The sequence below is a fragment of the Ramlibacter tataouinensis genome, from assembly GCF_001580455.1.
Lineage (GTDB): Bacteria > Pseudomonadota > Gammaproteobacteria > Burkholderiales > Burkholderiaceae_C > Ramlibacter > Ramlibacter tataouinensis_B.
The window spans coordinates 1,088,751-1,109,432 of sequence record NZ_CP010951.1 but is presented as its reverse complement, the minus strand read 5'-3'; the positions used below and the strand labels follow the sequence as shown (position 1 = coordinate 1,109,432).

The following is a 20,682-nucleotide window of genomic DNA, read 5'->3' as shown; positions in this document are numbered from 1 at the left end:
CGGGGGCACACCATGAAATTCTCCGTCTTCCAGATCAGCCGCAAGGGCGGCCGCGAGAAGAACGAAGACCGGATGGGCTATTGCTACACCCGGGAGTCGGGCCTGTTCCTTCTGGCCGACGGCATGGGCGGCCATCCGGAAGGCGAGGTGGCCGCGCAGCTGGCGCTGCAGACCGTGTCGGCCCTCTACCAGAAGGAAGCCCGGCCGGTCGTGGCCGACCCGACCGAGTTCCTGTCCATGGCGGTGATGGCCGCGCACCACCAGATCATCCGTTACGCCAGCGAGAAGGGCATGCTGGACACGCCGCGCACCACGCTGGTGGCGGCCGTGGTGCAGGGCACTTCGGCGACCTGGGCGCACTGCGGCGACTCGCGCCTGTACGTGGTGCGCGAGGGCGAACTGCTCACGCGCACGCGCGACCACTCCTACCTGGAGCAGCAAAGCGCCGTGGGCGTGGTGCGCCTGGACCGCATCAACCGCAACATCCTGTTCACCTGCCTGGGCTCCCCGACCAAGCCGGTGTTCGACGTCACCGGTCCGGTCACGCTGCAGGAGGGCGACAAGATCCTGCTGTGTTCCGACGGCCTGTGGGGCAGCCTGCCGGAGGCCGAGATCGTGCGGCAGCTCTCGGGCCAGCCGGTCTCCGAAGCCGTGCCCGAACTGGTCGAGTCGGCCCTGCGCAGCGCCGGGCCTTCCAGCGACAACGTGACGGTGATCGCGCTGGAGTGGGAAACGCCCGACAACTTCGAATCGACCCGCGGCATTTCCACCGACAGCATCAGCGACGGCGTCTTCGCCTCCACCATCCAGGCAGGCGTGCTCGACACCCTGGTCGACGACCTCGACGACGCCGCCATCGAGCGCTCCATCGCCGAGATCAACGAGGCCATCCGGCGCTCCGCCGCTCGGAAGTCCTAGCGGCCGGGGACCGGGAACCACGGCCTGGCGTCCGCCAGTTCCGGTGCCCACGCGCTCCAAGGCACAATGCCAGGTTCCTTGCAGCAAATCCCTCAGTCCCTAGCCATGTTCACCCGCTCCGCCGGCCGCGCGCCGGATCAATTGCGCCCCATCCGCATCACGCGCGGCTACACCATGCATGCCGAAGGATCGGTGCTGGTCGAGTTCGGCAACACCAAGGTGCTGTGCACCGCCTCGGTCGAGGAAAGAGTGCCGCCGCACAAGCGCGGCAGCGGCGAAGGCTGGGTCACGGCCGAATACGGCATGCTGCCGCGCTCGACCCATACCCGCAGCGACCGCGAGGCCGCGCGCGGCAAGCAAAGCGGCCGCACGCAGGAGATCCAGCGCCTGATCGGCCGCTCCATGCGCGCCGTGTTCGACCTCAAGCGGCTGGGCGAGCGCACCATCCAGCTCGATTGCGACGTGCTTCAGGCCGATGGCGGCACGCGCACCGCGGCCATCACCGGCGCCTTCGTCGCCGCTCAGGATGCGGTGAACAAGCTGGCTGCCGAGGGCAAGCTGATCGAGTCGCCGATCCTGTCGCCGGTGGCGGCGGTGTCGGTCGGCATCGTCGAGGGCACGCCGCTGCTGGACCTGGAATACGTCGAAGACGTCGGCTGCGACACCGACATGAACGTGGTGATGACCGGCAAGGGCCACTACGTCGAGGTGCAGGGCACGGCCGAGGGCGTCGCCTTCACGCGCGCCGAGATGGACGAACTGCTGCGCCTGGCGGAAAAGGGCATCGGCGAACTGATCGGCCTGCAGCGCCAGGCCTTGGCCCAGTGAAACCGGGATGATCCAGAAGATCATCCTGGCCTCCAACAACGCCGGCAAGCTCGCCGAGCTGCAGGCCATGTTCGCGCCCCTGGGCATCGAACTCGTGCCGCAGTCGCAGTTGGGCATCGGCGAGGCCGAGGAGCCGCACCGCACCTTCGTCGAGAACGCGCTGGCCAAGGCGCGCCACGCCGCGCGCGAGGGTCATCTGCCGGCCATCGCCGATGACGCCGGCCTGTGCGTCGATGCCTTCGACGGCCAGCCTGGCGTGGACACCGCCTATTACGCGACGCAGTTCGGCTATGAGAAAGGCGACGCCAACAACGTGCGCGCCCTGCTCGAGCAGATGCAAGGCGTGGCCGACCGGCGCGCGGCGCTGGTCAGCACGCTGGTGGCGGTGCGCACGCCCGAGGATCCCGAGCCGCTGATCGCGGTCGGCCGCGCGGCCGGCGAGATCACGCGCGAACCCGTCGGGGCCAATGGCTTTGGCTTCGATCCGGTGATGTTCATCCCGGCGCTGGGCAAGACCTTCGCGCAGCTGCCGTCCGAGGTGAAGAACGCGAACAGCCATCGCGGCAAGGCGGCCAGGCAAATGGTTGACCTCATCCGCGAAGCATGGATGACCACCCCCTAGGTCTGCGGCAAGCCGCAGCCCGGCCCCCCGAGGGGGCGCAATTGTCCTTGGGGCGGCCCGGCGGACAATTGACCCCCCAGGTCTGCGGCAGAGCCGCAGCCCGGCCCCCCGAGGGGGCGCAATTGTCCTTGGGGCGGCCCGGCGGACAATCGGGGCGTGATCGACCTCGTCCAACATTACCTGCGCCCCGGCACCCTGAACCTGTCGGCGATGCCGCCGCTGTCGCTGTACGTGCACCTGCCCTGGTGCCTGCGCAAGTGCCCGTACTGCGACTTCAATTCGCACGAGATCGCCTCGGGCGAGCTGCCGGAGCAGCGCTACCTCGATGCGGTGGTGGCCGACCTCGAGGCGGCGCTGCCGCTGGTGTGGGGGCGCGTGGTGCACAGCATCTTCATCGGTGGCGGCACGCCCAGCCTGTTCTCGCCGAAGGGCATCGACCGGCTGCTGGCCGACGTGCGCGCGCGCCTGAAGCTCACGCCGGACTGCGAGATCACGCTGGAGGCGAACCCCGGCACCTTCGAGAAGGAGCGCTTCCGCGCCTTTCGCGCCGCCGGCGTGACCCGCCTGTCGGTGGGCGTGCAGAGCTTCAACGATGCGCAGCTGAAGGCGCTGGGCCGGGTGCACGACCGCGCGCAGGCGGTCGCTGCGCTGGAAGAGGCGGCGCTCGCCTTCGACACCTTCAACCTCGACCTCATGTATGCCCTGCCGGGGCAGACCATGGCGCAGCTGGAAGACGACCTGGCCCAGGCGATCGGCTTCATGCCGCCGCACCTGTCGGTCTATCACCTCACCATCGAGCCCAACACCTACTTCGCCAAGTTCCCGCCGCGCGTGCCCGATGACGACCTGGCCTACGCCATGCTCGACCGCATCACGGAAATGAGCGCGCATGCCGGCTACCAGCGCTACGAGGTCTCGGCCTATGCCAAGCCGGGGCACCGTTGCTGGCACAACGTCAACTACTGGGAGTTCGGCGACTACCTGGGCATCGGGGCCGGCGCGCACGGCAAGCTGAGCTTTCCGCACCGTGTGGTGCGGCAGGTGCGCTATCGCGAGCCGCGGCTCTACATGGAGAAGGCGCTGGCCGGTGACGCGGTGGCGCAAAGCGAGGCGGTGCCGCGCGCGCAACTGCCCTTCGAGTTCATGCTCAACGCCTTGCGCCTGCGCGAAGGCTTCGCGCTGGCGCGATTCGGCGAACGCACGGGCTTGCCGCTCAGCGCGATCGAGCAGCCTTTGCGCGATGCCGAGCACAAGGGCCTGATCGAGCGCGACCTGACCCATGTGCGGCCGACCCAGCGCGGCTTCGACTTCCTGAGCGACCTGCAGCAGCTCTTCCTCGGCGCTTAAGCGGTCCTTCACTGAGCCTTCTTCGAGGCAGAAGGACGGTTATGCAATTCGCGCATAACCGGGCATCCAACTGGCATTTGCGCCGGGCAGCGGGCAGTCCTAGAGTTCGTGCGCGGCTGTCACAAGCGGCCGGGAAAGAAGCCTCATGAACGCCCCCATTCCCCAACTGCACAAGCCCGTCGAAGCCGTCCTCGCGCTCGCCGAAACAAAACTGGACGCCGCCCGGCTCAAGCAAGTCCAGGCCATCGCCCCCGAATACTTCCGACGCATCGACGAGCAGGACCTCGCCGAGCGCACGCCCGAAGACCTGCTGGCCGCCTTGCAGATGCACCTGGCGCTGGGCGCCGCGCGCGAGCCCGGCCAGCCCAGGATCCGCATCTTCAGTCCGTCCGCGGCCGAGGGCGGCTGGAACACGCGCCACTCGGTGATCCAGATCGTCAATGACGACATGCCCTTCCTGGTCGACTCCACCACCCTGGAGATCAACCGGCAGGGCCTGACCTTGCACCTGATCGTGCACCCGATCTTCGCCGTGGAACGCGACGCCAACGGGCAGCTGCTGGAAATCCTGCCCCGCGCGAAGTCCGAGAAGGCACCGCGCGAATCCTGGATGCACATCGAGATCGACCGGCTGATCGACGAGGAGCAGCGCGAGGCGCTGGAGGCCGGCATCACGCGCGTGCTGGCGGACGTGCGGCACTCGGTGCGCGACTGGCGGCCGATGCTGGCGCGCCTGGAGATCGCGATCGCGGAGCTGGCGAATCCCCCTGCCACGGTGCCCGAAGCGGCCGTGGCCGAAGCGCGGGCCTTCCTGCAATGGCTGGCCGACGACCACATGACGCTTCTGGGCTATCGTCAGCATGACCTGGTGCGCGAGGGCAGCGACATCGGGCTGCGGCCGGTGCCGGGCAGCGGCCTGGGCGTGCTGCGCGACAAGCGGCAAGACCAGCTCTCGGCCAGTTTCTCCGCGCTGCCGGCGCGGGCGCGCGCCGTCGCGGCGGCAACCTTGCCCATGCTGGTGGTGACCAAGTCGAACACGGCCTGCACCGTGCACCGCGCTGGCTACACCGACTACGTGGGCATCAAGCGCTACAACGAAGCCGGTGAGGTGACCGGCGAGCACCGCTTCCTCGGACTGTTCACGTCCACCGCCTACAGCGCGCGCGTGCTCGAGGTCCCGCTGCTGCGCGGCAAGGTCCAGGCGGTGATCGATCGCGCCGGGTTCCCGCCGCACGGCCACCTGGCCAAGGCACTGGTCCATGTGCTGGAAACCTTTCCGCGCGACGACCTGTTCCAGATCCCGGAGGCCGAGCTGTACGACACGGCGCTGGGCATCGTCGGCCTCGGCGAGCGCCAGCGCCTGCGCCTGTTCGCGTGGAGCGACACCTTCGAGCGCTACGTGTCCTGCCTGGTGTACGTGCCGCGCGACGCCTATTCCACCGACCTGCGCATCAAGTTCCAGCGCATCCTGCTGGCGGCGTTCAAGGGCGCCAGCGCCGAGTTCGACGTGTCGCTCACCGAACAGGTGCTGGCGCGCATCCACTTCACCGTCCGCACCGTCCCCGGCGACCTGCCGGACTACGACGTGCGGGCCATCGAGCGCGAACTCGCGGCCGCCGCCCGCCGCTGGGACGACGACCTGCGTGACGCGCTGATCGACGCCGAAACCGAGGGCGCGGGCCTGGCGGCCTTCAAGCGCTGGGGCGCGGCCTTCCCCGCCGGCTACCGCGAGCGCTTCGCTGCGGCCGAGGCCCTGCCCGACGTGCGCAAGCTCTCCGGCCTGTCGGCGCAGCAGCCGCTGGCGCTGGCGCTGTACCAGCGCAGCGGCGCCGGGCCGGGTTCGCTGGCACTGAAGGTGTACCGGCTGGGGGCGCCGCTGGTGCTGTCCGACAGCCTGCCCATGCTGGAACACATGGGCGTGCGCGTGCTCGGCGAGTCGAGCTGGCGCATCGTGCCGCGCGCGGGCGAACAGCCGGTCGCGCTGCACGAGTTCGACCTGCAGGCGCCGCTCACCGGCGAGATCGACCTGCCGACACTGGCGGCGCTGTTCGAGCACGCCTTCGCCCGCGTTCTGCACGGCGAGGTCGAAAGCGACGACTTCAACCGGCTGGTGCTGCTGGCCGGACTGCCGGCCGAGGATGTGGTGGTGCTGCGCGCCTACGCCAAGTACTGCAAGCAGATCGGCTTCGCCCACACGCAGGCCACCATCGCCGCGACCCTGGCCGCGTATCCGCACATGGCGCGCATGCTGGTGTCGCTGTACAAGCTGCGCTTCGATCCCGCCGGGCGCAATGCCGAGGGCGCGGCCTCGCAGGTGCGCGCGATCGAGCAGGCCCTGGAGAAGGTCGCCAGCCTCACCGACGACCGCGTGCTGCGCCAGCTGCTCGGACTGGTGCAGGCGACGCTGCGCACCAACTTCTGGCGCACCGGCACCGGCCACAGCGGCGCTGCGGGACCGCGGCGGCAGTTCCTGAGTTTCAAGTTCGAGTGCGCCGCCGTCCCGGGCCTGCCGGCGCCGAAGCCGCTGTACGAGATCTTCGTGTACTCGCCGCGTTTCGAGGGCGTGCACCTGCGCGGCGGCAAGGTGGCGCGCGGCGGCCTGCGCTGGTCCGATCGCCCGGACGATTTCCGCACCGAAGTGCTGGGGCTGGTGAAGGCCCAGATGGTGAAGAACACGGTGATCGTGCCGGTGGGTTCCAAGGGCGGCTTCGTGCTGAAGAAGGCGCCGGTCGCCAGCGACCGCGAGGCCTTCATGAAGGAAGGCGTTGCCTGCTATCAGGACTACCTGCGCGGCCTGCTCGACCTCACCGACAACCTGGTGGCCGGCAAGGTGGTTGCGCCGCCGCAGGTGGTGCGCCAGGACGACGACGATCCCTACCTGGTGGTGGCCGCCGACAAGGGCACCGCCACGTTCTCCGACTTCGCCAACCAGGTCAGCGCCGAATACGGTCATTGGCTGGGCGATGCCTTCGCCTCCGGCGGCAGCGTGGGCTATGACCACAAGGGCATGGGCATCACCGCGCGCGGCGCCTGGGAGAGCGTCAAGCGCCACTTCCGCGAGCTGGGCGTGGACACGCAGACCACCGACTTCACCGTGGTCGGCGTCGGCGACATGTCGGGCGACGTGTTCGGCAACGGCATGCTGCTCTCGCGGCACATCCGGCTGGTCGCGGCCTTCGACCATCGCCACGTGTTCATCGACCCGGCGCCGGATGCCGCGGCGTCCTTCGCCGAGCGCGAGCGCCTGTTCAAGCTGCCGCGCTCGTCCTGGGCCGACTACGACGCGAAGCTGATCTCCGAAGGCGGCGGCATCTGGTCGCGCTCGGAAAAGTCGATCCCGCTGTCGCCGCAGGCGCGCGCTGCGCTCGGCATCGAGGCCGCGACGCTGACGCCCGCCGAACTGGTGTCGGCGATCCTGAAGGCGCCGGTGGACCTGCTCTACAACGGCGGCATTGGCACTTACGTCAAGTGCTCGGACGAGAGCCACCTCGACGTGGGGGACCGCGCCAACGACGCGGTGCGCATCGACGGCCGGCAACTGCGCTGCAAGGTGGTGGGCGAGGGCGGCAACCTCGGCTTCACCCAGTGCGGGCGCATCGAAGCCGCGCAGTCCGGCGTGCGGCTCTATACCGATGCCATCGACAACTCCGCCGGCGTCGACACCTCGGACCACGAGGTCAACATCAAGATCCTGCTGCGCTTGGTCGAGGAGGACGGCAAGCTCACGCTCGCCGAGCGCAACGCGCTGCTGCCGACCATGACCGACGAAGTGGCGAAGCTGGTGCTGCGCGACAACTACTACCAGACGCAGTCCCTGTCGGTCGCCCGGCAGCTGGCGCCGGCCATGCTGGACGAACACGCACGCTTCATGCGCTTCCTCGAGAAGAAGGGTCGGCTCGACCGCGGGCTCGAGTTCCTGCCGGGCGACGACGAGATCGCGCTGCGCAAGGCCAAGGCGCTGGGACTCACCACGCCGGAACTCGCGGTGCTGCTGGCCTACGGCAAGATGTGGCTGTACGACGAGCTGCTCGCCTCCGAGTTGCCCGACGACACCTGGGTGGCCACCGCGCTCCAGCGTTACTTCCCGACGGCACTGGTCGGGGGCTTCGCCGCCTGGATTGGCAAGCACCCGCTGCGGCGCGAGATCATCGCCACCCACGTGGTCAACAGCATGGTCAACCGGGTCGGGCCGACGTTCGCGTTCCAGCTGGCGGAGCTCACCGGCGCGCAGCCGGCCCAGGTGGTGCGCGGCTACCTGCTGGCGCGCGAATCCTTCGGCAGCGTCCAGCTCTGGCAGCAGATCGAGGCGCTGGACAACCGGGCGCCCGACGAAGTGCAGCGCGAGCTGATCGTGCAGTGGCGGCAGCTGGTCGGCCGGGCCACCACGTGGTTCCTGCGCTCTCGCCGCCTGGCCGAGCCGATGGACAAGCCGGTGCAGCGCCTCGCGCCGGCGGTGGATGCGCTGCGCCGGCGGCTCGCACCGCAGCTGGCGGACCAGCCACGCGTTCTGGCCTGGACGGGCGCGGGCGTACCGGCGGAACTGGCGCAGCATGTGGGCGCGGCCGACCGCCTGTTCAGCGCGCTCGACATCGCCGAGATTGCCGAGTCGGCCCAGGCGCCGCTGGAGATCACTGCCGAAGTGCATTTCGGCGTGGGCGAGCGGCTCGGGCTGGAGAAGCTGCGCCAGCAGATTGAACTGCTGCCGGCGGACACGCACTGGCAGTCGCTGGCCAAGGTCGCGCTGGCCGATGACCTGGCGGCCCTGCACCGCTCGATCGCGCTGGACGCGGTGCGCGGCGAGGGCAGCGGGGCCGATGACAAGCTGGCCGGCTGGCAGTCGCGCAACCCCATGGCCTTCGCGCGCGCCCGCCGGCTGGTCGCCGAATTGGCGGACACCGCGGCGCCGGACCTGGCGATGCTGTCGGTGGCGCTGCGCGAACTGCGCAACCTCGTGGACTGAGGGTCGGGCGCCCTCTCCTCCGATTGAGGGAGGGGGAGGGCCGGCCCCGCGCTAACATTGGGCGCAACAAGGAGAAGAAGATGCTCAATGCCCGCAGTGCCTTCATTGGTCTCATCGCCTGGGCGATGGTCGCTTGCGGCGGTGGAGGGCCCGACACGCCACTCGGCGCGCAAGGCCTCTCGGCCGATGCGCCGCAGCCGGCCGTTCCGGCGAACACCTCTCCCTGGGTCGGCACCTGGACAGGCACTTTGCGGTTTCAGGGTTCAGAGGGCAATTCGTGCGCTCAACCGACGCCGGAGCACAGCTTCGACACACCGCTGACGTTGGGCATCACAGGAGAGGCGCCGCGGTTCGCCTTGCAGGTCGAAGCTGCGGATCCAGACGTCTTCGGCGTTGTCAAACCCATGGAGCAGGGCTTTCTCGAAACGACGACCGACTCCACGGCCCAAAGCGTGGGCGTCGGTCAAACGCGGATCTCGACCTATCGCTTCGACCTCAAGCTGGTCTCACAAGACCAGATGGACGTCCAGTACGGGACCTACTCGGATACGAATGGCGGCAGAAACTGGTGCAATAAAACCTGGAAGACCACATTGCAGCGCACCGCTCCTTGAGGTCTTTACTCCCTTACTCTCGGGGAGAGGGCAGGGGTGAGGGCAGGGGGCGCTTCCATCGCTTAGATCAGGTTCACCCCGACGCGCCGCGCAACGTGCGGCCTCAATGCGAGTGCAGGGCGGAGTGCCGCAGTTCGCGGCCTGCCTGCTTCAGCACCGTCGTGGCCCCGGTGAGCGCAAGCAGCGCCATCACGCTGGCCACCACCAGGTCGGGCCAGGCGCTTCCGGTGCCGAACACGCCCAAGGCGGCCAGCATCACGGCGACGTTGCCGAGCGCGTCGTTGCGCGAGCAGATCCAGGCCGACTGCATGTTGGCGTCGCCGGTCCGGAAGCGGAACAGCATGACGGCCACGCTCGCGTTCACGGCCAGCGCAGCGACGCCGACGGCGCCCATGGTGATGGGCTCGGGCACGGTGCCGGCCGACAGATTGAACACGGCCTTGCCCAGCACGAACGCGCCGAATGCGCCCATGCAGGCGGCCTTGAAGATGGCGGCCTTCGAGCGCGTCGAGGCCGCCATGCCGAGCACGGCCAGGCTGATGGCGTAGTTCGCCGCATCGCCGAAGAAATCGATGGAATCGGCCAGCAGCGAGACCGAGCCGGAACTCCAGGAGGCACCCAGTTCGACGGCGAACATGAGCGCGTTCAGCACCAGCGCCAGCCACAGCACCTTGCGGTAGCGCGGGTCAGCGGAAGAATGGGAAGGGCCGGCGCAGCAGTGGGCAGACATCGTTCAGGTTTCCTTTGCGGCAATTGGAAACCCTGAAGCCGCTACAGAGTCAAGCAGGTCAAAACAGTCAGGCGTGCACGCCCTTGAGGTGGCCGCGGGTTTTCTTCGGTGCGTGGCAGGCCTGCGCCAGGCCTTCCAGGATGCCGCAGTCGCGCGCCTCGCGTTCGTCCAGGCACCTCGCGCGCAGCTGCTTGAGCTCCTTCTCCAGCGCTTTCAGTTCGCGGATGCGGCGCGACACATGCCCGATGTGCTCGTCCAGCACCTGGTTCACGTCGCCGCAGCGCTCCAGCGGCGCATCCTTGAACCGCAGCAGCACCCGGACCTCCTCGAGGGACATGTCCAGCCCGCGGCAATAGCGGATGAACTGCAGCCGCTCGACATGGCGCGCCTCGTAGGACCGGTAGTTCGATGTGGTGCGCGCGGCGGGCGGCAGCAGGCCCTCGCGCTCGTAGTACCGGATGGTTTCCACCGGTGTGTCCGCGGCCGTGGCCAGTTCACCAATCTTCATGAGCCCACCTGTTGATTTGTCTCGCACCCGCAGCCGGCCGCACCGGCGGCTTGCCGGGGCGGACATCTCATGCTGCCATAGGAGCAGAAGACACAGCAGTCTCCGGGTTTCGGCCTCAGCAAGGCACCGCAGCCCTGGCACTGGTAGAACCACTGGCACGCATCGGCCGGCATGGTCTCCGCGCTGGCCCGGCCGCACTCCGGGCAGGTGAGGGTGGACTGCAGGATGACTTGGGCCACGAAATTTTTTCCCACTGGGGAGTCATTTTGCCCCTGCACCGCGCCCCTCGCGGAAATGCGCCGCGCCGGCGGGGGAATCACCCGCCCGCCGGCGCGTTGCCTCCGCGGCTCAGGTTCAGTAGGTGTTCAGCACTTCGTTGCCATCGGCCGCCACCAGCCCGCCGTCGTTGCGGGTGATCACGATGGTGGCCGAACGGGGCCGGGCCGTGTTGCCGCCCGAGCCGTAGCCGGTGTTGCCCGGCCAGTGGCTGAGGTACTTGCTCGGGTCGGCGATGTTGGCCTTGGCGATGGTCTCGCCGGGGTGCTGGATGTTGACGAAGATCGCGCGGCCGTCCGGCGTTTCCGTGATGCCGGTGATCTCGCAGTCCTTGGGTCCGACCAGGAAGCGGCGCAGCGTGGCCGCGGTCGGCTTGGCGCCCACCCGGGTCTGCACCGCCAGCGTGCTGCCGTCGGCCTTGGTGTAGTTGATGGTCTGGGCGCTGCCATCGCCCAGCGTGCCCGCCTTGCCCACCAGCATCATGCAGTTGGTGACGTCGGTGTAGGCGCCGTCGTCGGTCTGGATGAACAGCAGGCCGGTCTTCTTGCTGAACCAGAGGCCGTCGGGGCTGGAGAAGTCATTGTCCGCGGTCAGCGAGGACAGGTTGATCCGGGCCGCGTCCATGCCGGACTCGGCGCCGAACAGGTAGATGTCCCAGTTGAAGCCGGTGGCCGCGCCCTCGTTGCCCGTCTCGCGAAGGCGCAGGATGTGGCCGTTGATGTTGCCCGGCGTCGAGGGCGCGCTCGGCGCATCGGTGTAGGAGCGCGGGTTGGCGGCGTCCACGCCGTGCTGCGAGGACCCCACCGGCTCGACGCGGCGGTTGCTGTTGTTGGTGAGCGTGAAGTAGATCTCGCCGGTGCTGGGGTGCACGGCGCACCACTCGGGGCGGTCCATCTTGGTCGCGCCCACGGCGTCGGCGGCGAGGCGCGCGTTCACCAGCACGTCGGCCTGGTCGGCAAAGCGGTAGCCGGTGTAGCTGGCGATCGTGGGGTTGCCGATGTCCAGCTCGACCCAGTCGCCGCTGCCGTCGGCGTTGAACTTCGCCACGTACAGCTTGCCGGTGTCCAGGTACTTGTCGCCGGTGGTGATGCGGTTGGCCGGGTTGGCGTCCGCCTCGCTCCAGGTCGCGCTGGAGACGAACTTGTAGATGTACTCGCCGCGAGAGTCGTCGCCCATGTACACGGCCAGCGGCTTGCCGGCGACCTGCCGGCCGAACACGCCGAGCTCGTGGGCAAAGCGGCCCAGGGCGGTGCGCTTGCGGATCGCCTGCGACTTGTCGTAGGGATCGACTTCCACCATGTAGCCGTAGGTGTTCATCTCATTGCGGTAGTCGTCGGTGCCTTCGGCGGCCGCGCCGGCGGCGCTGATGTTCCAGCGCGCGTACTTGTCGTCGGCGCCGGCGGTCTCCCAGCCGTGCCGGCTGGCCGCGCCCTGGGCCTTGCCGTAGCGCACCAGCGAAACCACGCTGCGCGCCGTGGCGCCGCCGCGGGCGGCATCGTCGGCGGCGCCGCGGGTGAAGTAGCCGTTCCAGTTCTCCTCGCCGGAAAAATAGGTGCCCCAGGGGGTGGGGCTGGCGCCGCAGTTGTTGATGGTGCCGCGCGTGCTCGTGCCGGCCGGCGAGTATTTCGTCTTGACCAGCGCGTTGCTGCGCACCGGGCCGTTCAGGAGGATGGGGGTGAGGGGCGTGACGCGGCGGTTGTGCGCCGAGTCCTTGACGTAGCCGAACTTGCCGCCGGTCTTGCGAACTTCGACGAAGGACAGGCCGTGCACGTCGACCTCCTTGTCCGCTTCCGCCGCCGGGCGCGGATTGACGGTGACGCCGGCCGCGTGCAGGAACTGGTCGGTCGTGGCCTCGTGGTTCATCGCCAGGATGCCGCGGCTGGAGCCGGCGAGGTCGCGCGCCGTGCCCGCGTCGTTGAGCGGGAAGAACTCCATGCCATCGTGGTGGTCGCCGGCGCGGTCGGCGAAGTTGGCGTCGGTGCCGTCGTTGCGGAATTCGGGCGTGGCGGAAGTCAGCGGGTCGCCCAGCGCATACAGCACGGTGGCGGTGTAGCCGGCCGGCACGGTGAGGAGGTCGGCGGTGCTCTTGGCCACCGCCTGGAAGCCCAGGGAGATCGGGGTCTTCGGCGTCTCGGGGAGCGTGGGCGCTGCGGCAGCAGCGTCGCTGCCGCCGCAGCCCGCCAGCGGCAGCGCGCCCAGCACCACGGCGCCCGCGCTGCCAATGCCCACGCGCAAGGCGCTGCGGCGCGACAGGCGTGCCTCCAGAACATCCATCAGCGAGGGGTTGTCGCTGCGGTTGCAATCTTCTTCTGCATGGGCGAGTTGCACCTGCGTCGCTTCTTTCATCGGCTTGCCTTTCAGTTCTGTGGTCTGGGACAGGCGCGCAGGTTAGGCAGAGCTTGTGACGCGGCCGTGGCAAGCCCGTGACGAACTCGTGAAGTGGCCCGGCTCGCCGGGTCTCGGGCTGCCAGTCACACGCACGTCATCTGTCCGGCGCAAAGTCGCACAGCGCCCTGACGGCGCATTCGCGTCTCCGCTCCCCTCCATCCATCAAGCAGCAGGCGCAAGACGTCCCCCATGAGTGAAGACATGCCGGTGGTACCCACCGCGAATCGTGCCTGGCACGCCGGCCTGTCCGTCGGCAACGCCCTGTTGGACAAGCAGCACATCGTGCTCTTCGAACTGGTTCGATCGCTGCGGGACGCGCAGGACAACCTCGACGATCACGCTTTCAACCGCGCCTTGTGCGACCTCCTGACGCTGGCGCAACGCCATTGCGCCGCCGAGGAACACCTGCTCGCGCTGAACGGCTACGAGTGGCTGGAACAGCATCGCGAAGAGCATCTCGCCGGGCTGGACCGCATCCAATCCATCTGCCTGCGGCGCGCGCGGGGCGACCTCGGTCGCGAGAGCGCGTGCACGGCGGTGGCGGCGTGGCTCGAGGCGCACCTGGTGGAGATGGACCTTCCGGCGAGGGCGTACCTGGGTAGCTCCCCGGGCGCGGCCGCTGGCGCTGGCGAAGACTTGTCCGAGTCCCTGGAAGTCGATTCGGATTCCGAGCCTGTCTGAGCGGGCCTTGCAACCGAGCGGCGCCCTGTTCATCCAGATGTCGCACCCCCGTGATCAAACTCGGCCGACATTCTCCGCCAGGGGCGCATCCACCCCGCGCACGGAACTTGCTGCACTTTGCTCATGACAATGCTGAACCTGGCGCTTCAGGGTGGCGGCTCACACGGCGCCTTCACCTGGGGCGTTCTCGATGCGCTGCTCGCCGAGGCATCGCTGGAATTTCCCTCGATCAGCGGCACCAGTGCCGGCGCCGTGAACGCCGTCGCGCTGGCGAGCGGCTGGGCGACCGCAACCTCTTCGGGGGCCTCGCCGCGGGAGAATGCGCGGCGCGTGCTGCGCGGCGTCTGGAACGAAGTGGCCAACCTGTCCCCGTTCGGCCGGGTGCAGCGCGAGCTGCTGCAGGTGCTCACCGGATGCAATCCCCTGTTCGCCTGGCACGCGATTTCTCCCCTCGCGTTCAATCCACTGGAGCCCCTGCTGGCGCGGCACGTCGACTTCGAGGCACTGCGGGGGCCGGGTGCACCGCGCGTCCTCGTCGGTGCCACGCAGGTGCGAACCGGGCGCGCCGCGATCTTCAGCGGCGCCGATCTCACGCTGCAGGCGGTGCTCGCATCGACCTGCCTGCCGCAGCTGTTTCCGCCAGTCTCGATCGGCGGCGAGCTGTACTGGGACGGCGGCTACTCGGTCAATCCGCCGCTGGCGCCGTTCCTGCACGGCTTCCGCGGCGGCGACGTCCTGATCGTGCAGATCAATTCCGTGCGCCAGTCCACACTGCCCGGCACGCCGCAGGAAGTGTATGAACGCGCCAACGAACTCACCTTCAACGCCGGACTGCTGTCGCAAATCCGCGCCGTCGAGCACATCAACCAGCTCGTGAAGCTGGGCATCCTGCCGCGCGAGCGGCAGCTGCGCATGCACCGCATCGATGGCGGCGAAGCGCTGGCGCGATTTCCGCAGTCGACGCGTTCGGGCGTGGACGCGGGCCTGGTGCGCGAGTTGTTCGCGTTGGGGCAGGAATCGGCCGTGCAATGGCTGCGTTCAGACCGCGCGGCCCTGGGGCATCGCGAAACCTTGCCCTATGCCGACTATGCGGATGACACCTGGCTGGAGTTCCAGGGTCTCGTGCGCGCCAGAGGGTGGCAAGGCGCCTGGCAGCGCGCGAAGAACGCGGCATCGCGGGTCGGCCGGGGGTTTTTAGCAGGGGCAGGCCGTTGATGAGCGACCAACCCAGTGCCTGCGAGCCGGGTGGCGGAAGAGGTGGGATTCGAACCCACGGAGAGCTTGCGCCCTCGCCGGTTTTCAAGACCGGTGCCTTAAACCGCTCGGCCACTCTTCCTTCAGGCAGGAGCTAGTGTAGTGCCTTCCCCCGCGCGCCTCAGTCCGCTTTCGCCGTGCGCAGGCGCAGCGCGTTCGCGATCACGCTGACCGAAGACAGCGCATCGCCGCCGCCGCCACCATTGAGCAAGAATGGAGGGCAAATGAAGCACCTTGGATACATCGCCGCCATGGCGGCGGCCCTGCTGGCATCGGCGGCTTTCGCGCACGGCGACGACCACCATGCCGCGCAGCGCCAGTACGACCCCGCCCGTGTCGAGGCCACGCCCTTCGGCCAGGAGGGCGACCCGAAGAAGGTCACGCGCACCATCCGGGTCGAGATGAACGACCGCATGCGCTTCGTGCCGGACAGCATCACGGTGCGCAAGGGCGAGACCGTCCGCTTCGCCGTGGCCAACAAGGGCGCCGTGCTGCACGAGATGGTGCTCGGCACGGCCGAAGACCTCGCCAAGCATGCCGAGCACATGAAGAAGTTCCCGGGCATGGAGCACGACGAGCCGAGCATGGTGCACGTCAAGCCGGGGGCCAGGGGCGAGATCGTCTGGCAGTTCACGCAGCCGGGCAATTTCAGCTTCGCCTGCCTTATCCCCGGTCACTACGAGGCGGGCATGGTCGGGAAGGTGGTGGTGAAATGAAGCGCCGCTCCCTGCTCCTGATCGCCGCGGGTGCGGCCTCCGCCGCCGCGCTGCCGGCACTGGCCGGCCTGCCGCAAGTCGAAGTGTTCAAGACCCCGCAGTGCGGTTGCTGTACCGACTGGGTGGAACACCTCAAGGCGGCCGGATTCCCGGTCAAGGTCACCGTCGTCGAAGACACGGCGCCGGTGCGCAAGCGCCACGGCATTCCGGACAAGCTGGGCAGCTGCCATACCGGCGTGGTGGCCGGCTATGCGGTCGAAGGCCATGTGCCTGCCGCCGACGTCAAGCGGCTGCTGGCCATGAAACCCGTGGCCGCCGGCCTCAGCGTTCCCGGCATGCCGGCCGGATCCCCGGGCATGGAGATGGGTGGGCGCCAGGATCCCTACCAGGTGCTGCTGGTCGACAAGGCCGGCCGCACCATGGTCTTCGCCTCCTACCCCAGGACCTGAGACGCGGGCGGGCAGGCGAAAAGCGCTGGCTCACGCCGTCGTCACGCGCCGGCCCTGGCGGGGGCGCGCTGCGGCAGCGTCTGCGCCGCGTCCGTCAGCGGCGTGGGCCGCGCGAACGCGCCGCCGTCGTCCACCAGGTCGTCGGCCTGGGCGATCAGTTCGGCCATCTCGTCGGCGGTGGCCTCCCACGAGCTGCGGGCGACGATCTCGGCCAGCGCGCGCGCGTGTTCCTGCCGTTCCGCCGCGGTGCGCTGCATGATCATGTCGCAGTCGGCGATGAAGCCTTCCGGCGTGTCGGCGATCCGGACCACCTGGCCATAAGCCTCCACCACATCGCGGATGGAGGTGCTCACCACCGGCCGTCCGCAGGCCATGTACTCCAGCGTCTTGCCCGGGTTGATGAAATGGGTCGCGTCGTCCAGCGAATAGGGCAGCAGGCATACGTCCCAGCCGGCGATGAGCGCAGGCAGGTCGGCGTATTCCTGCCGGCCCAGCCAGTGGATGTTGTCGCGCCGCGGCAATGCGGCCGGCTCGATGCCCGCCGTCGGACCGGCCATGACGAGGTTCCAGTCGGCGCGCCCCTTGGCGATGGCGTCGATCAGCTCGAGGTTGATGTGCGCGTCGATCACGCCGCAGTAGCCCAGGCGCGGGTGCGCGATCGCGGCCTGTAAGGGATGCTCGGCCCGGTTGCCGGCGAAGTGGGCGGCGTCCACGCCGTTGGGAAAGCAGTGCACCTCGGGGTGGCGGTGCCGCTTGGCGTTGTAGATGCTGTGCCCACCCGCGAACACCAGGTCGGCCAGCTTGAACAGCAAGTTCTCCCGCAGCACGAGCTGCCGGGGAGCATCCTTGCATGTCGACAGGTCCTCCACGCAGTCGTACACCAGGCCGCGCGGCCCGATCGCCGTGGCCAGCGACAGCGCCATGGGCGTGTACATCCAGGCCCAGTAGTCGGCGATGCCCTTGTCATGCAAGGCCTCGGCGATGAGCTTCTGCAGCACCGGCAGGTGATCATCGTGGAAGCCCGGCGCCGCGCCGGTCACCTGCGGCCGCCAGACCTGCACGCCCTCGGCCACGTCGATCACCTCCAGGCCGTTGCGGGAGGAGCCGGCAAGCGGCTCCTCGATGTAGATCACCCGCCAGCGCCGTGCCAGCCGCGACAGCAGATGCTGCGGCCGCCGCTGCACGAAATCCCAGCGCAGGTGCGAAAAGACCACCAGCGACTTCATGAACTTCCTCCCCGAGCCTGGGTCAGTGATGCGCGGTCGGCGTGCGGGCGGCATGGCCGGTGACCGCGGCGCGCCATGTACGCGGGCGCGCCAGCATGTAGCTGACGGCCAGCAGGGCGCCTGCCCCGGCGACCAGCGTGCCGGGCCCCATGGAGCGCGCCATGCTGCCGGCGATCTCGCCGCCGCGCGGCGCGGCCAACTGCAGGCGGCGCTTGGTCATGCGCGCGCCCAACTCGCTCAAGTGGTCGGCCAGCGCGCGCTCGGCCGCCGGCAGCAGCATCGTTTCCTCGTCGGCCACATGGTGAATGACGCAGTTCATGAGCTGGTAGAAGGATTCGTCAAAGCTGGCGTCGCCGGGTTCGAGCTTGCGAATCTGCGCGATCAGGCGCCGCATCTCGTCGTGCTCCGGAACGCCTTTCCTGGCCGCTTCGGTGTCGGCCACTTCGCGCAGCGCCGGATAGAAGATCTCCTCCTCCAGTTGCGTGTGGATCTCGAGCGCCACGCAGACGCTGTCGACCAGCCCCTTCTTCACGCGCGGCGAAGAGTCGATCTCGTACTGGTGGAAGGTCGTCAGCACATGCGAGTGATCCATGCGGATCATGTTGGTGACGGTGGGTGCGAGCTGGCTGAGCAGCTGGTTCATGGGACCCCCTTGGCTTCGATCTGCCATTGGACAGCCTCAGCGATCAGGCGTCTGTCGGACGCGGGCTTGTCCACGGGTGCGATGCCCCCAAGGCGTCGCCGAGGTCTGCAGTGGAGTCCGGCACGCGGGCGCCGGCAAGCTCAAGGTGTGCCTTTGGCCTGCTCGCTCTGCTCGAGGTTGCGGCCCGACTTGTCGCCACGGTCGCCCGCTGCGAATTCATGCGCGCCGCTGGCCTCGGCGGCTTCGCCGGTTTCCTGGTTGCCGTAGGGCTGGCGGCCGGTGCCGCCGCTCCAGACCACCTCGCTGCGCGGCCCGTGGCGGGCCTTCGCGGCTTGCTTGTCCTTGCCGTGGCCGCTGTCACTCATGACGGGGACCTGCCATAGTCGCCGCGCCCGGCGCCGACCTGATCCACCATCTCGGGCAACACATACGCGATGCTCGGTTGCGTACGCAGCGGGTCGAGGCACTCGCGGTAGAAGCCTGCGGCGACCAGCATGGTGCTCGTGGACACCCGCTTGGCCTCCGCCTGCGGCCGCTGTGGCGGCCTGGCCTGCGCGGACGGCAGCGCGTACAGCGTGACCTGTGTCTTGGCATTGGCCCAGACGATGCCGCCTCCGCGCGCGGAGGCGAGGGTGTCCGCCACGAAGCGGCCCGCGGGCACGGCGGGCGAGGCCGCTTGGTCCGCCCGCGCCGGGCCGAGCAGCACGGGTGCCGTGCCGCGCAGGCGACCGCGCGGATCGAAGGCGAAGATGCGTCCGTCGGCCTTGTCGACGACCACGAAGGGCATGCCCGCGTGGTCCTGCGTGCTCACTGCCCACTGCGCCATGCGACGCACTTCGGGTGAGGCTGATTCACGCGCGAGTTCGCCCTCGAGGACTGCGGCAGTCCTCTCAGGGACGCCATCCGAGGCCGCGTGATCGAAGTAGACGCCGGAGCCCACGAGCATGACGACGAGGCCGGCAGTGAAAACGTGGGCGGACGGTGCGCTGATGATGCTGATCATGGACAGGCAGACAGCGTAATGACGGTCGCTGTGCCGTCTGTAGGACAGAACCGCCAATTGCGATTGGCAATCACCGCAGCGAACGCCGCGCTGGGCGCTCGCTGCGACATGGCTCGACCGTGTCAGTAGCCGAAGTTGACTTGCGTGCCGGTACCGGAACTGATGTCCGCGGGCTTGGAAAGCACGGCGCGATTCGGCGCTTGCGATTGCATGGTGTACTTGCCTGCTGCCGCGCTATCGGCGGTGAAGGCCAGCGGTGCCGAGGCGGCATAGGCCGCCCTGACCGGCGCCGCAGTAGGCAGTCGCAGGTTGTAGCTGCCCAGCACGGCGTCTGCCGGCTGGCTGCGCACTTCCACCGTTTCGCCGGCCACCGCCTGCATCGCGCGCACGGTCGCATCCGTGACCGGCGCGGTCACTGTGCTGCCGCCGGACAGGGTGCTTGCGCTCACGGTGCCGGTGACCTCGGCCATGGACGAGGTCGGCAGCGTGATCGCGGTCGCTGCGGTGCTCACCGCCGTGGTTCCGGTGCCCGCGGGCACGCTCGTCACCACGCCGGTCGCGCGTCCTTCCGAGGTGATCACCAGTGTGTAGGTTCCCGGTGCCAGGAACGGCAGGCTGAAGTTGCCGCTCGCATCCGGCGTGGTTGAGCGCAAGGTGGCGCCCGCCTGTTGCGCTGCGACGGTCGTGCTGCTCAGGCTCAGCGTGGTGGTCACCACGCCTTGGATCGAGGACGCGGCGCGCGGCACGACGCTCATCACCGGCTTGAGGTTGTACTGGCCGGAACCGCCGGCCCGCACGATCGACTTGCAAGCGTCGAAGTCGAGCACCAGGTCGGCCAGCTGTCCGGAGCCGACTTCGAAATGCGCCTGCAGCTTCAGGCCGCTTTGCTGGCCGCTGGGCGTGTTCAATGCCACCAGGCTGCCACCGGTCGGTTGCACGGCATTGGCCGGCGTGGCCGCGCCCGTAACGTTGTCGGCCAGGACCAGCCGCACCTGCGAGTAGTGGCCCGCGGCCAGCGGCACCGAGCCCAGCTCCTCGAGGATGCCGTTGGTCAGGGCGAGCAGATCCACCCGGCGCGGCGGAGTGACAGCCAGGTCGGTCCAGCCGGCTTCGCCGTCACCGGCCGAGGCGCTCTGGTGCACACGGACCTTGTCGACCGTGACGTACACATGGTCGAAGCCGCAGGCCGGCGCATCGGTCAACGCGACGCGCAGCGTGCCTTGGCCCCCCGGGTCTCCGCCGCCGCCGCCACAGGCGACGACCCCCGCCACCACGGCAGTGCACCAGATGCCGATGCCGGCCAGGTTCAAAGTGCTGCTCTTCATTGTCGGACCCTTTTTCGTTATGACGGAACCGACGGATCGTGTTCGCAACTGACGAGGCTGGCGTAATCAAACGTCACGGCTGAGCCGGAAATTGGCATCAAACCGGCGATGTGCCTTACGCTTGACACACTCGGCAACAGCCAGCGTCGGAAAAGCGCAAAAAAAGGCGGGCGCGCGGCCCGCCGATCTCCCTG

19 protein-coding genes and 1 tRNA gene are annotated in these 20,682 nt (G+C 68.8%); 10 read left to right on the top strand and 10 right to left on the bottom strand.

Annotated features, from left to right (window positions below; all coding sequences use genetic code 11):
- The first annotated feature begins 12 nt into the window (after nucleotides 1–12).
- The 6 genes from UC35_RS05385 to UC35_RS05360 all read left to right on the top strand — a co-directional run bounded on the left by UC35_RS05385 (nucleotide 13) and on the right by UC35_RS05360 (nucleotide 9,289).
- Entirely contained in the window at nucleotides 13–918 is a 906-nt protein-coding gene (locus UC35_RS05385; RefSeq protein ID WP_061496921.1) for a PP2C family protein-serine/threonine phosphatase, read from the top strand.
- Nucleotides 919–1,023: 105 nt separating this feature from the next.
- Nucleotides 1,024–1,746 (top strand): ribonuclease PH, encoded by a 723-nt coding sequence (gene rph / locus UC35_RS05380; RefSeq protein WP_061496919.1) that lies wholly within the window; start codon nucleotides 1,024–1,026, stop codon nucleotides 1,744–1,746.
- Nucleotides 1,747–1,753: 7 nt separating this feature from the next.
- On the top strand, nucleotides 1,754–2,368 hold the full coding sequence (gene rdgB, locus UC35_RS05375; RefSeq protein ID WP_061496917.1) for an RdgB/HAM1 family non-canonical purine NTP pyrophosphatase: 615 nt from the start codon (nucleotides 1,754–1,756) through the stop codon (nucleotides 2,366–2,368).
- A gap of 210 nt (nucleotides 2,369–2,578) precedes the next feature.
- Entirely contained in the window at nucleotides 2,579–3,715 is a 1,137-nt protein-coding gene (gene hemW, locus UC35_RS05370; RefSeq protein WP_227820548.1) for a radical SAM family heme chaperone HemW, read from the top strand.
- A 145-nt stretch (nucleotides 3,716–3,860) separates the two neighbouring features.
- Nucleotides 3,861–8,675, top strand: coding sequence for an NAD-glutamate dehydrogenase (locus UC35_RS05365; RefSeq protein WP_061496913.1), 4,815 nt, complete (start codon nucleotides 3,861–3,863; stop codon nucleotides 8,673–8,675).
- A gap of 80 nt (nucleotides 8,676–8,755) precedes the next feature.
- Nucleotides 8,756–9,289 carry a hypothetical protein gene (locus tag UC35_RS05360; protein WP_061496911.1) on the top strand — a complete coding sequence of 178 codons (534 nt, stop codon included), beginning with the start codon at nucleotides 8,756–8,758 and terminating at the stop codon, nucleotides 9,287–9,289.
- A 103-nt stretch (nucleotides 9,290–9,392) separates the two neighbouring features.
- Here the strand turns inward: UC35_RS05360 and UC35_RS05355 are convergent, their stop codons facing one another.
- From UC35_RS05355 to UC35_RS05345, 4 genes are all read right to left on the bottom strand, one after another.
- The gene (locus UC35_RS05355) at nucleotides 9,393–10,019 is read right to left on the bottom strand and encodes a cation transporter (protein ID WP_061496909.1); all 627 of its coding nucleotides are present in this window, start codon (nucleotides 10,017–10,019) and stop codon (nucleotides 9,393–9,395) included.
- A gap of 67 nt (nucleotides 10,020–10,086) precedes the next feature.
- Entirely contained in the window at nucleotides 10,087–10,527 is a 441-nt protein-coding gene (gene cadR / locus UC35_RS05350; protein WP_061496907.1) for a Cd(II)/Pb(II)-responsive transcriptional regulator, read from the bottom strand.
- The gene (locus UC35_RS24180; protein WP_082792686.1) at nucleotides 10,524–10,766 is read right to left on the bottom strand and encodes a GDCCVxC domain-containing (seleno)protein; all 243 of its coding nucleotides are present in this window, start codon (nucleotides 10,764–10,766) and stop codon (nucleotides 10,524–10,526) included. The genes cadR and UC35_RS24180 overlap by 4 nt, the downstream gene beginning before the upstream one ends.
- Before the next feature lie 115 nt (nucleotides 10,767–10,881).
- On the bottom strand, nucleotides 10,882–13,149 hold the full coding sequence (locus UC35_RS05345; RefSeq protein ID WP_061496905.1) for a PhoX family protein: 2,268 nt from the start codon (nucleotides 13,147–13,149) through the stop codon (nucleotides 10,882–10,884).
- A 231-nt stretch (nucleotides 13,150–13,380) separates the two neighbouring features.
- On the opposite strand from UC35_RS05345, the gene UC35_RS05340 reads away from it, so the two are divergent.
- Nucleotides 13,381–13,872, top strand: a complete 492-nt coding sequence (locus UC35_RS05340) for a bacteriohemerythrin (RefSeq protein ID WP_061496903.1) — start codon at nucleotides 13,381–13,383, stop codon at nucleotides 13,870–13,872.
- Nucleotides 13,873–13,995: 123 nt separating this feature from the next.
- Nucleotides 13,996–15,087, top strand: coding sequence for a patatin-like phospholipase family protein (locus UC35_RS05335; RefSeq protein ID WP_082792684.1), 1,092 nt, complete (start codon nucleotides 13,996–13,998; stop codon nucleotides 15,085–15,087).
- 31 nt (nucleotides 15,088–15,118) lie between these two features.
- Here the strand turns inward: UC35_RS05335 and UC35_RS05330 are convergent.
- A tRNA-Ser gene (locus UC35_RS05330) sits at nucleotides 15,119–15,208 on the bottom strand.
- Between the two features lie 142 nt (nucleotides 15,209–15,350).
- Here UC35_RS05330 and UC35_RS05325 point away from each other — a divergent pair.
- Together UC35_RS05325 and UC35_RS05320 are read left to right on the top strand one after the other, a co-directional pair.
- Nucleotides 15,351–15,842, top strand: a complete 492-nt coding sequence (locus UC35_RS05325; protein WP_061496899.1) for a plastocyanin/azurin family copper-binding protein — start codon at nucleotides 15,351–15,353, stop codon at nucleotides 15,840–15,842.
- On the top strand, nucleotides 15,839–16,291 hold the full coding sequence (locus tag UC35_RS05320; RefSeq protein ID WP_061496897.1) for a DUF411 domain-containing protein: 453 nt from the start codon (nucleotides 15,839–15,841) through the stop codon (nucleotides 16,289–16,291). Before UC35_RS05325 ends, UC35_RS05320 begins: the two co-directional genes overlap by 4 nt.
- 41 nt (nucleotides 16,292–16,332) lie before the next feature.
- On the opposite strand, the gene UC35_RS05315 is transcribed toward UC35_RS05320, so the two are convergent.
- The 5 genes from UC35_RS05315 to UC35_RS05295 form a co-directional block, all read right to left on the bottom strand.
- On the bottom strand, nucleotides 16,333–17,517 hold the full coding sequence (locus tag UC35_RS05315; protein ID WP_061496895.1) for a glycosyltransferase: 1,185 nt from the start codon (nucleotides 17,515–17,517) through the stop codon (nucleotides 16,333–16,335).
- A 22-nt stretch (nucleotides 17,518–17,539) separates the two neighbouring features.
- Entirely contained in the window at nucleotides 17,540–18,160 is a 621-nt protein-coding gene (locus UC35_RS05310) for a hemerythrin domain-containing protein (RefSeq protein ID WP_061496893.1), read from the bottom strand.
- A 140-nt stretch (nucleotides 18,161–18,300) separates the two neighbouring features.
- Entirely contained in the window at nucleotides 18,301–18,525 is a 225-nt protein-coding gene (locus UC35_RS05305) for a hypothetical protein (protein WP_061496891.1), read from the bottom strand.
- The gene (locus tag UC35_RS05300) at nucleotides 18,522–19,163 is read right to left on the bottom strand and encodes a hypothetical protein (RefSeq protein WP_061496889.1); all 642 of its coding nucleotides are present in this window, start codon (nucleotides 19,161–19,163) and stop codon (nucleotides 18,522–18,524) included. The genes UC35_RS05305 and UC35_RS05300 overlap by 4 nt, the downstream gene beginning before the upstream one ends.
- Before the next feature lie 122 nt (nucleotides 19,164–19,285).
- Nucleotides 19,286–20,488, bottom strand: a complete 1,203-nt coding sequence (locus UC35_RS05295; protein ID WP_061496887.1) for a DUF4382 domain-containing protein — start codon at nucleotides 20,486–20,488, stop codon at nucleotides 19,286–19,288.
- Between the last annotated feature and the right edge of the window lie 194 nt (nucleotides 20,489–20,682).

What these genes read in the sequence shown, in the direction of transcription:
- UC35_RS05385 (WP_061496921.1), top strand. Translation starts at nt 13, where the DNA reads ATGAAATTCTCCGTCTTCCAGATCAGCCGCAAGGGCGGCCGCGAGAAG.
- rph (WP_061496919.1), top strand. Translation starts at nt 1,024, where the DNA reads ATGTTCACCCGCTCCGCCGGCCGCGCGCCGGATCAATTGCGCCCCATC.
- rdgB (WP_061496917.1), top strand. Translation starts at nt 1,754, where the DNA reads ATGATCCAGAAGATCATCCTGGCCTCCAACAACGCCGGCAAGCTCGCC.
- hemW (WP_227820548.1), top strand. Translation starts at nt 2,579, where the DNA reads ATGCCGCCGCTGTCGCTGTACGTGCACCTGCCCTGGTGCCTGCGCAAG.
- UC35_RS05365 (WP_061496913.1), top strand. Translation starts at nt 3,861, where the DNA reads ATGAACGCCCCCATTCCCCAACTGCACAAGCCCGTCGAAGCCGTCCTC.
- UC35_RS05360 (WP_061496911.1), top strand. Translation starts at nt 8,756, where the DNA reads ATGCTCAATGCCCGCAGTGCCTTCATTGGTCTCATCGCCTGGGCGATG.
- UC35_RS05355 (WP_061496909.1), bottom strand. Translation starts at nt 10,019, where the DNA reads ATGTCTGCCCACTGCTGCGCCGGCCCTTCCCATTCTTCCGCTGACCCG.
- cadR (WP_061496907.1), bottom strand. Translation starts at nt 10,527, where the DNA reads ATGAAGATTGGTGAACTGGCCACGGCCGCGGACACACCGGTGGAAACC.
- UC35_RS05345 (WP_061496905.1), bottom strand. Translation starts at nt 13,149, where the DNA reads ATGAAAGAAGCGACGCAGGTGCAACTCGCCCATGCAGAAGAAGATTGC.
- UC35_RS05340 (WP_061496903.1), top strand. Translation starts at nt 13,381, where the DNA reads ATGAGTGAAGACATGCCGGTGGTACCCACCGCGAATCGTGCCTGGCAC.
- UC35_RS05335 (WP_082792684.1), top strand. Translation starts at nt 13,996, where the DNA reads ATGACAATGCTGAACCTGGCGCTTCAGGGTGGCGGCTCACACGGCGCC.
- UC35_RS05325 (WP_061496899.1), top strand. Translation starts at nt 15,351, where the DNA reads ATGAAGCACCTTGGATACATCGCCGCCATGGCGGCGGCCCTGCTGGCA.
- UC35_RS05320 (WP_061496897.1), top strand. Translation starts at nt 15,839, where the DNA reads ATGAAGCGCCGCTCCCTGCTCCTGATCGCCGCGGGTGCGGCCTCCGCC.
- UC35_RS05315 (WP_061496895.1), bottom strand. Translation starts at nt 17,517, where the DNA reads ATGAAGTCGCTGGTGGTCTTTTCGCACCTGCGCTGGGATTTCGTGCAG.
- UC35_RS05310 (WP_061496893.1), bottom strand. Translation starts at nt 18,160, where the DNA reads ATGAACCAGCTGCTCAGCCAGCTCGCACCCACCGTCACCAACATGATC.
- UC35_RS05305 (WP_061496891.1), bottom strand. Translation starts at nt 18,525, where the DNA reads ATGAGTGACAGCGGCCACGGCAAGGACAAGCAAGCCGCGAAGGCCCGC.
- UC35_RS05300 (WP_061496889.1), bottom strand. Translation starts at nt 19,163, where the DNA reads ATGATCAGCATCATCAGCGCACCGTCCGCCCACGTTTTCACTGCCGGC.
- UC35_RS05295 (WP_061496887.1), bottom strand. Translation starts at nt 20,488, where the DNA reads ATGAAGAGCAGCACTTTGAACCTGGCCGGCATCGGCATCTGGTGCACT.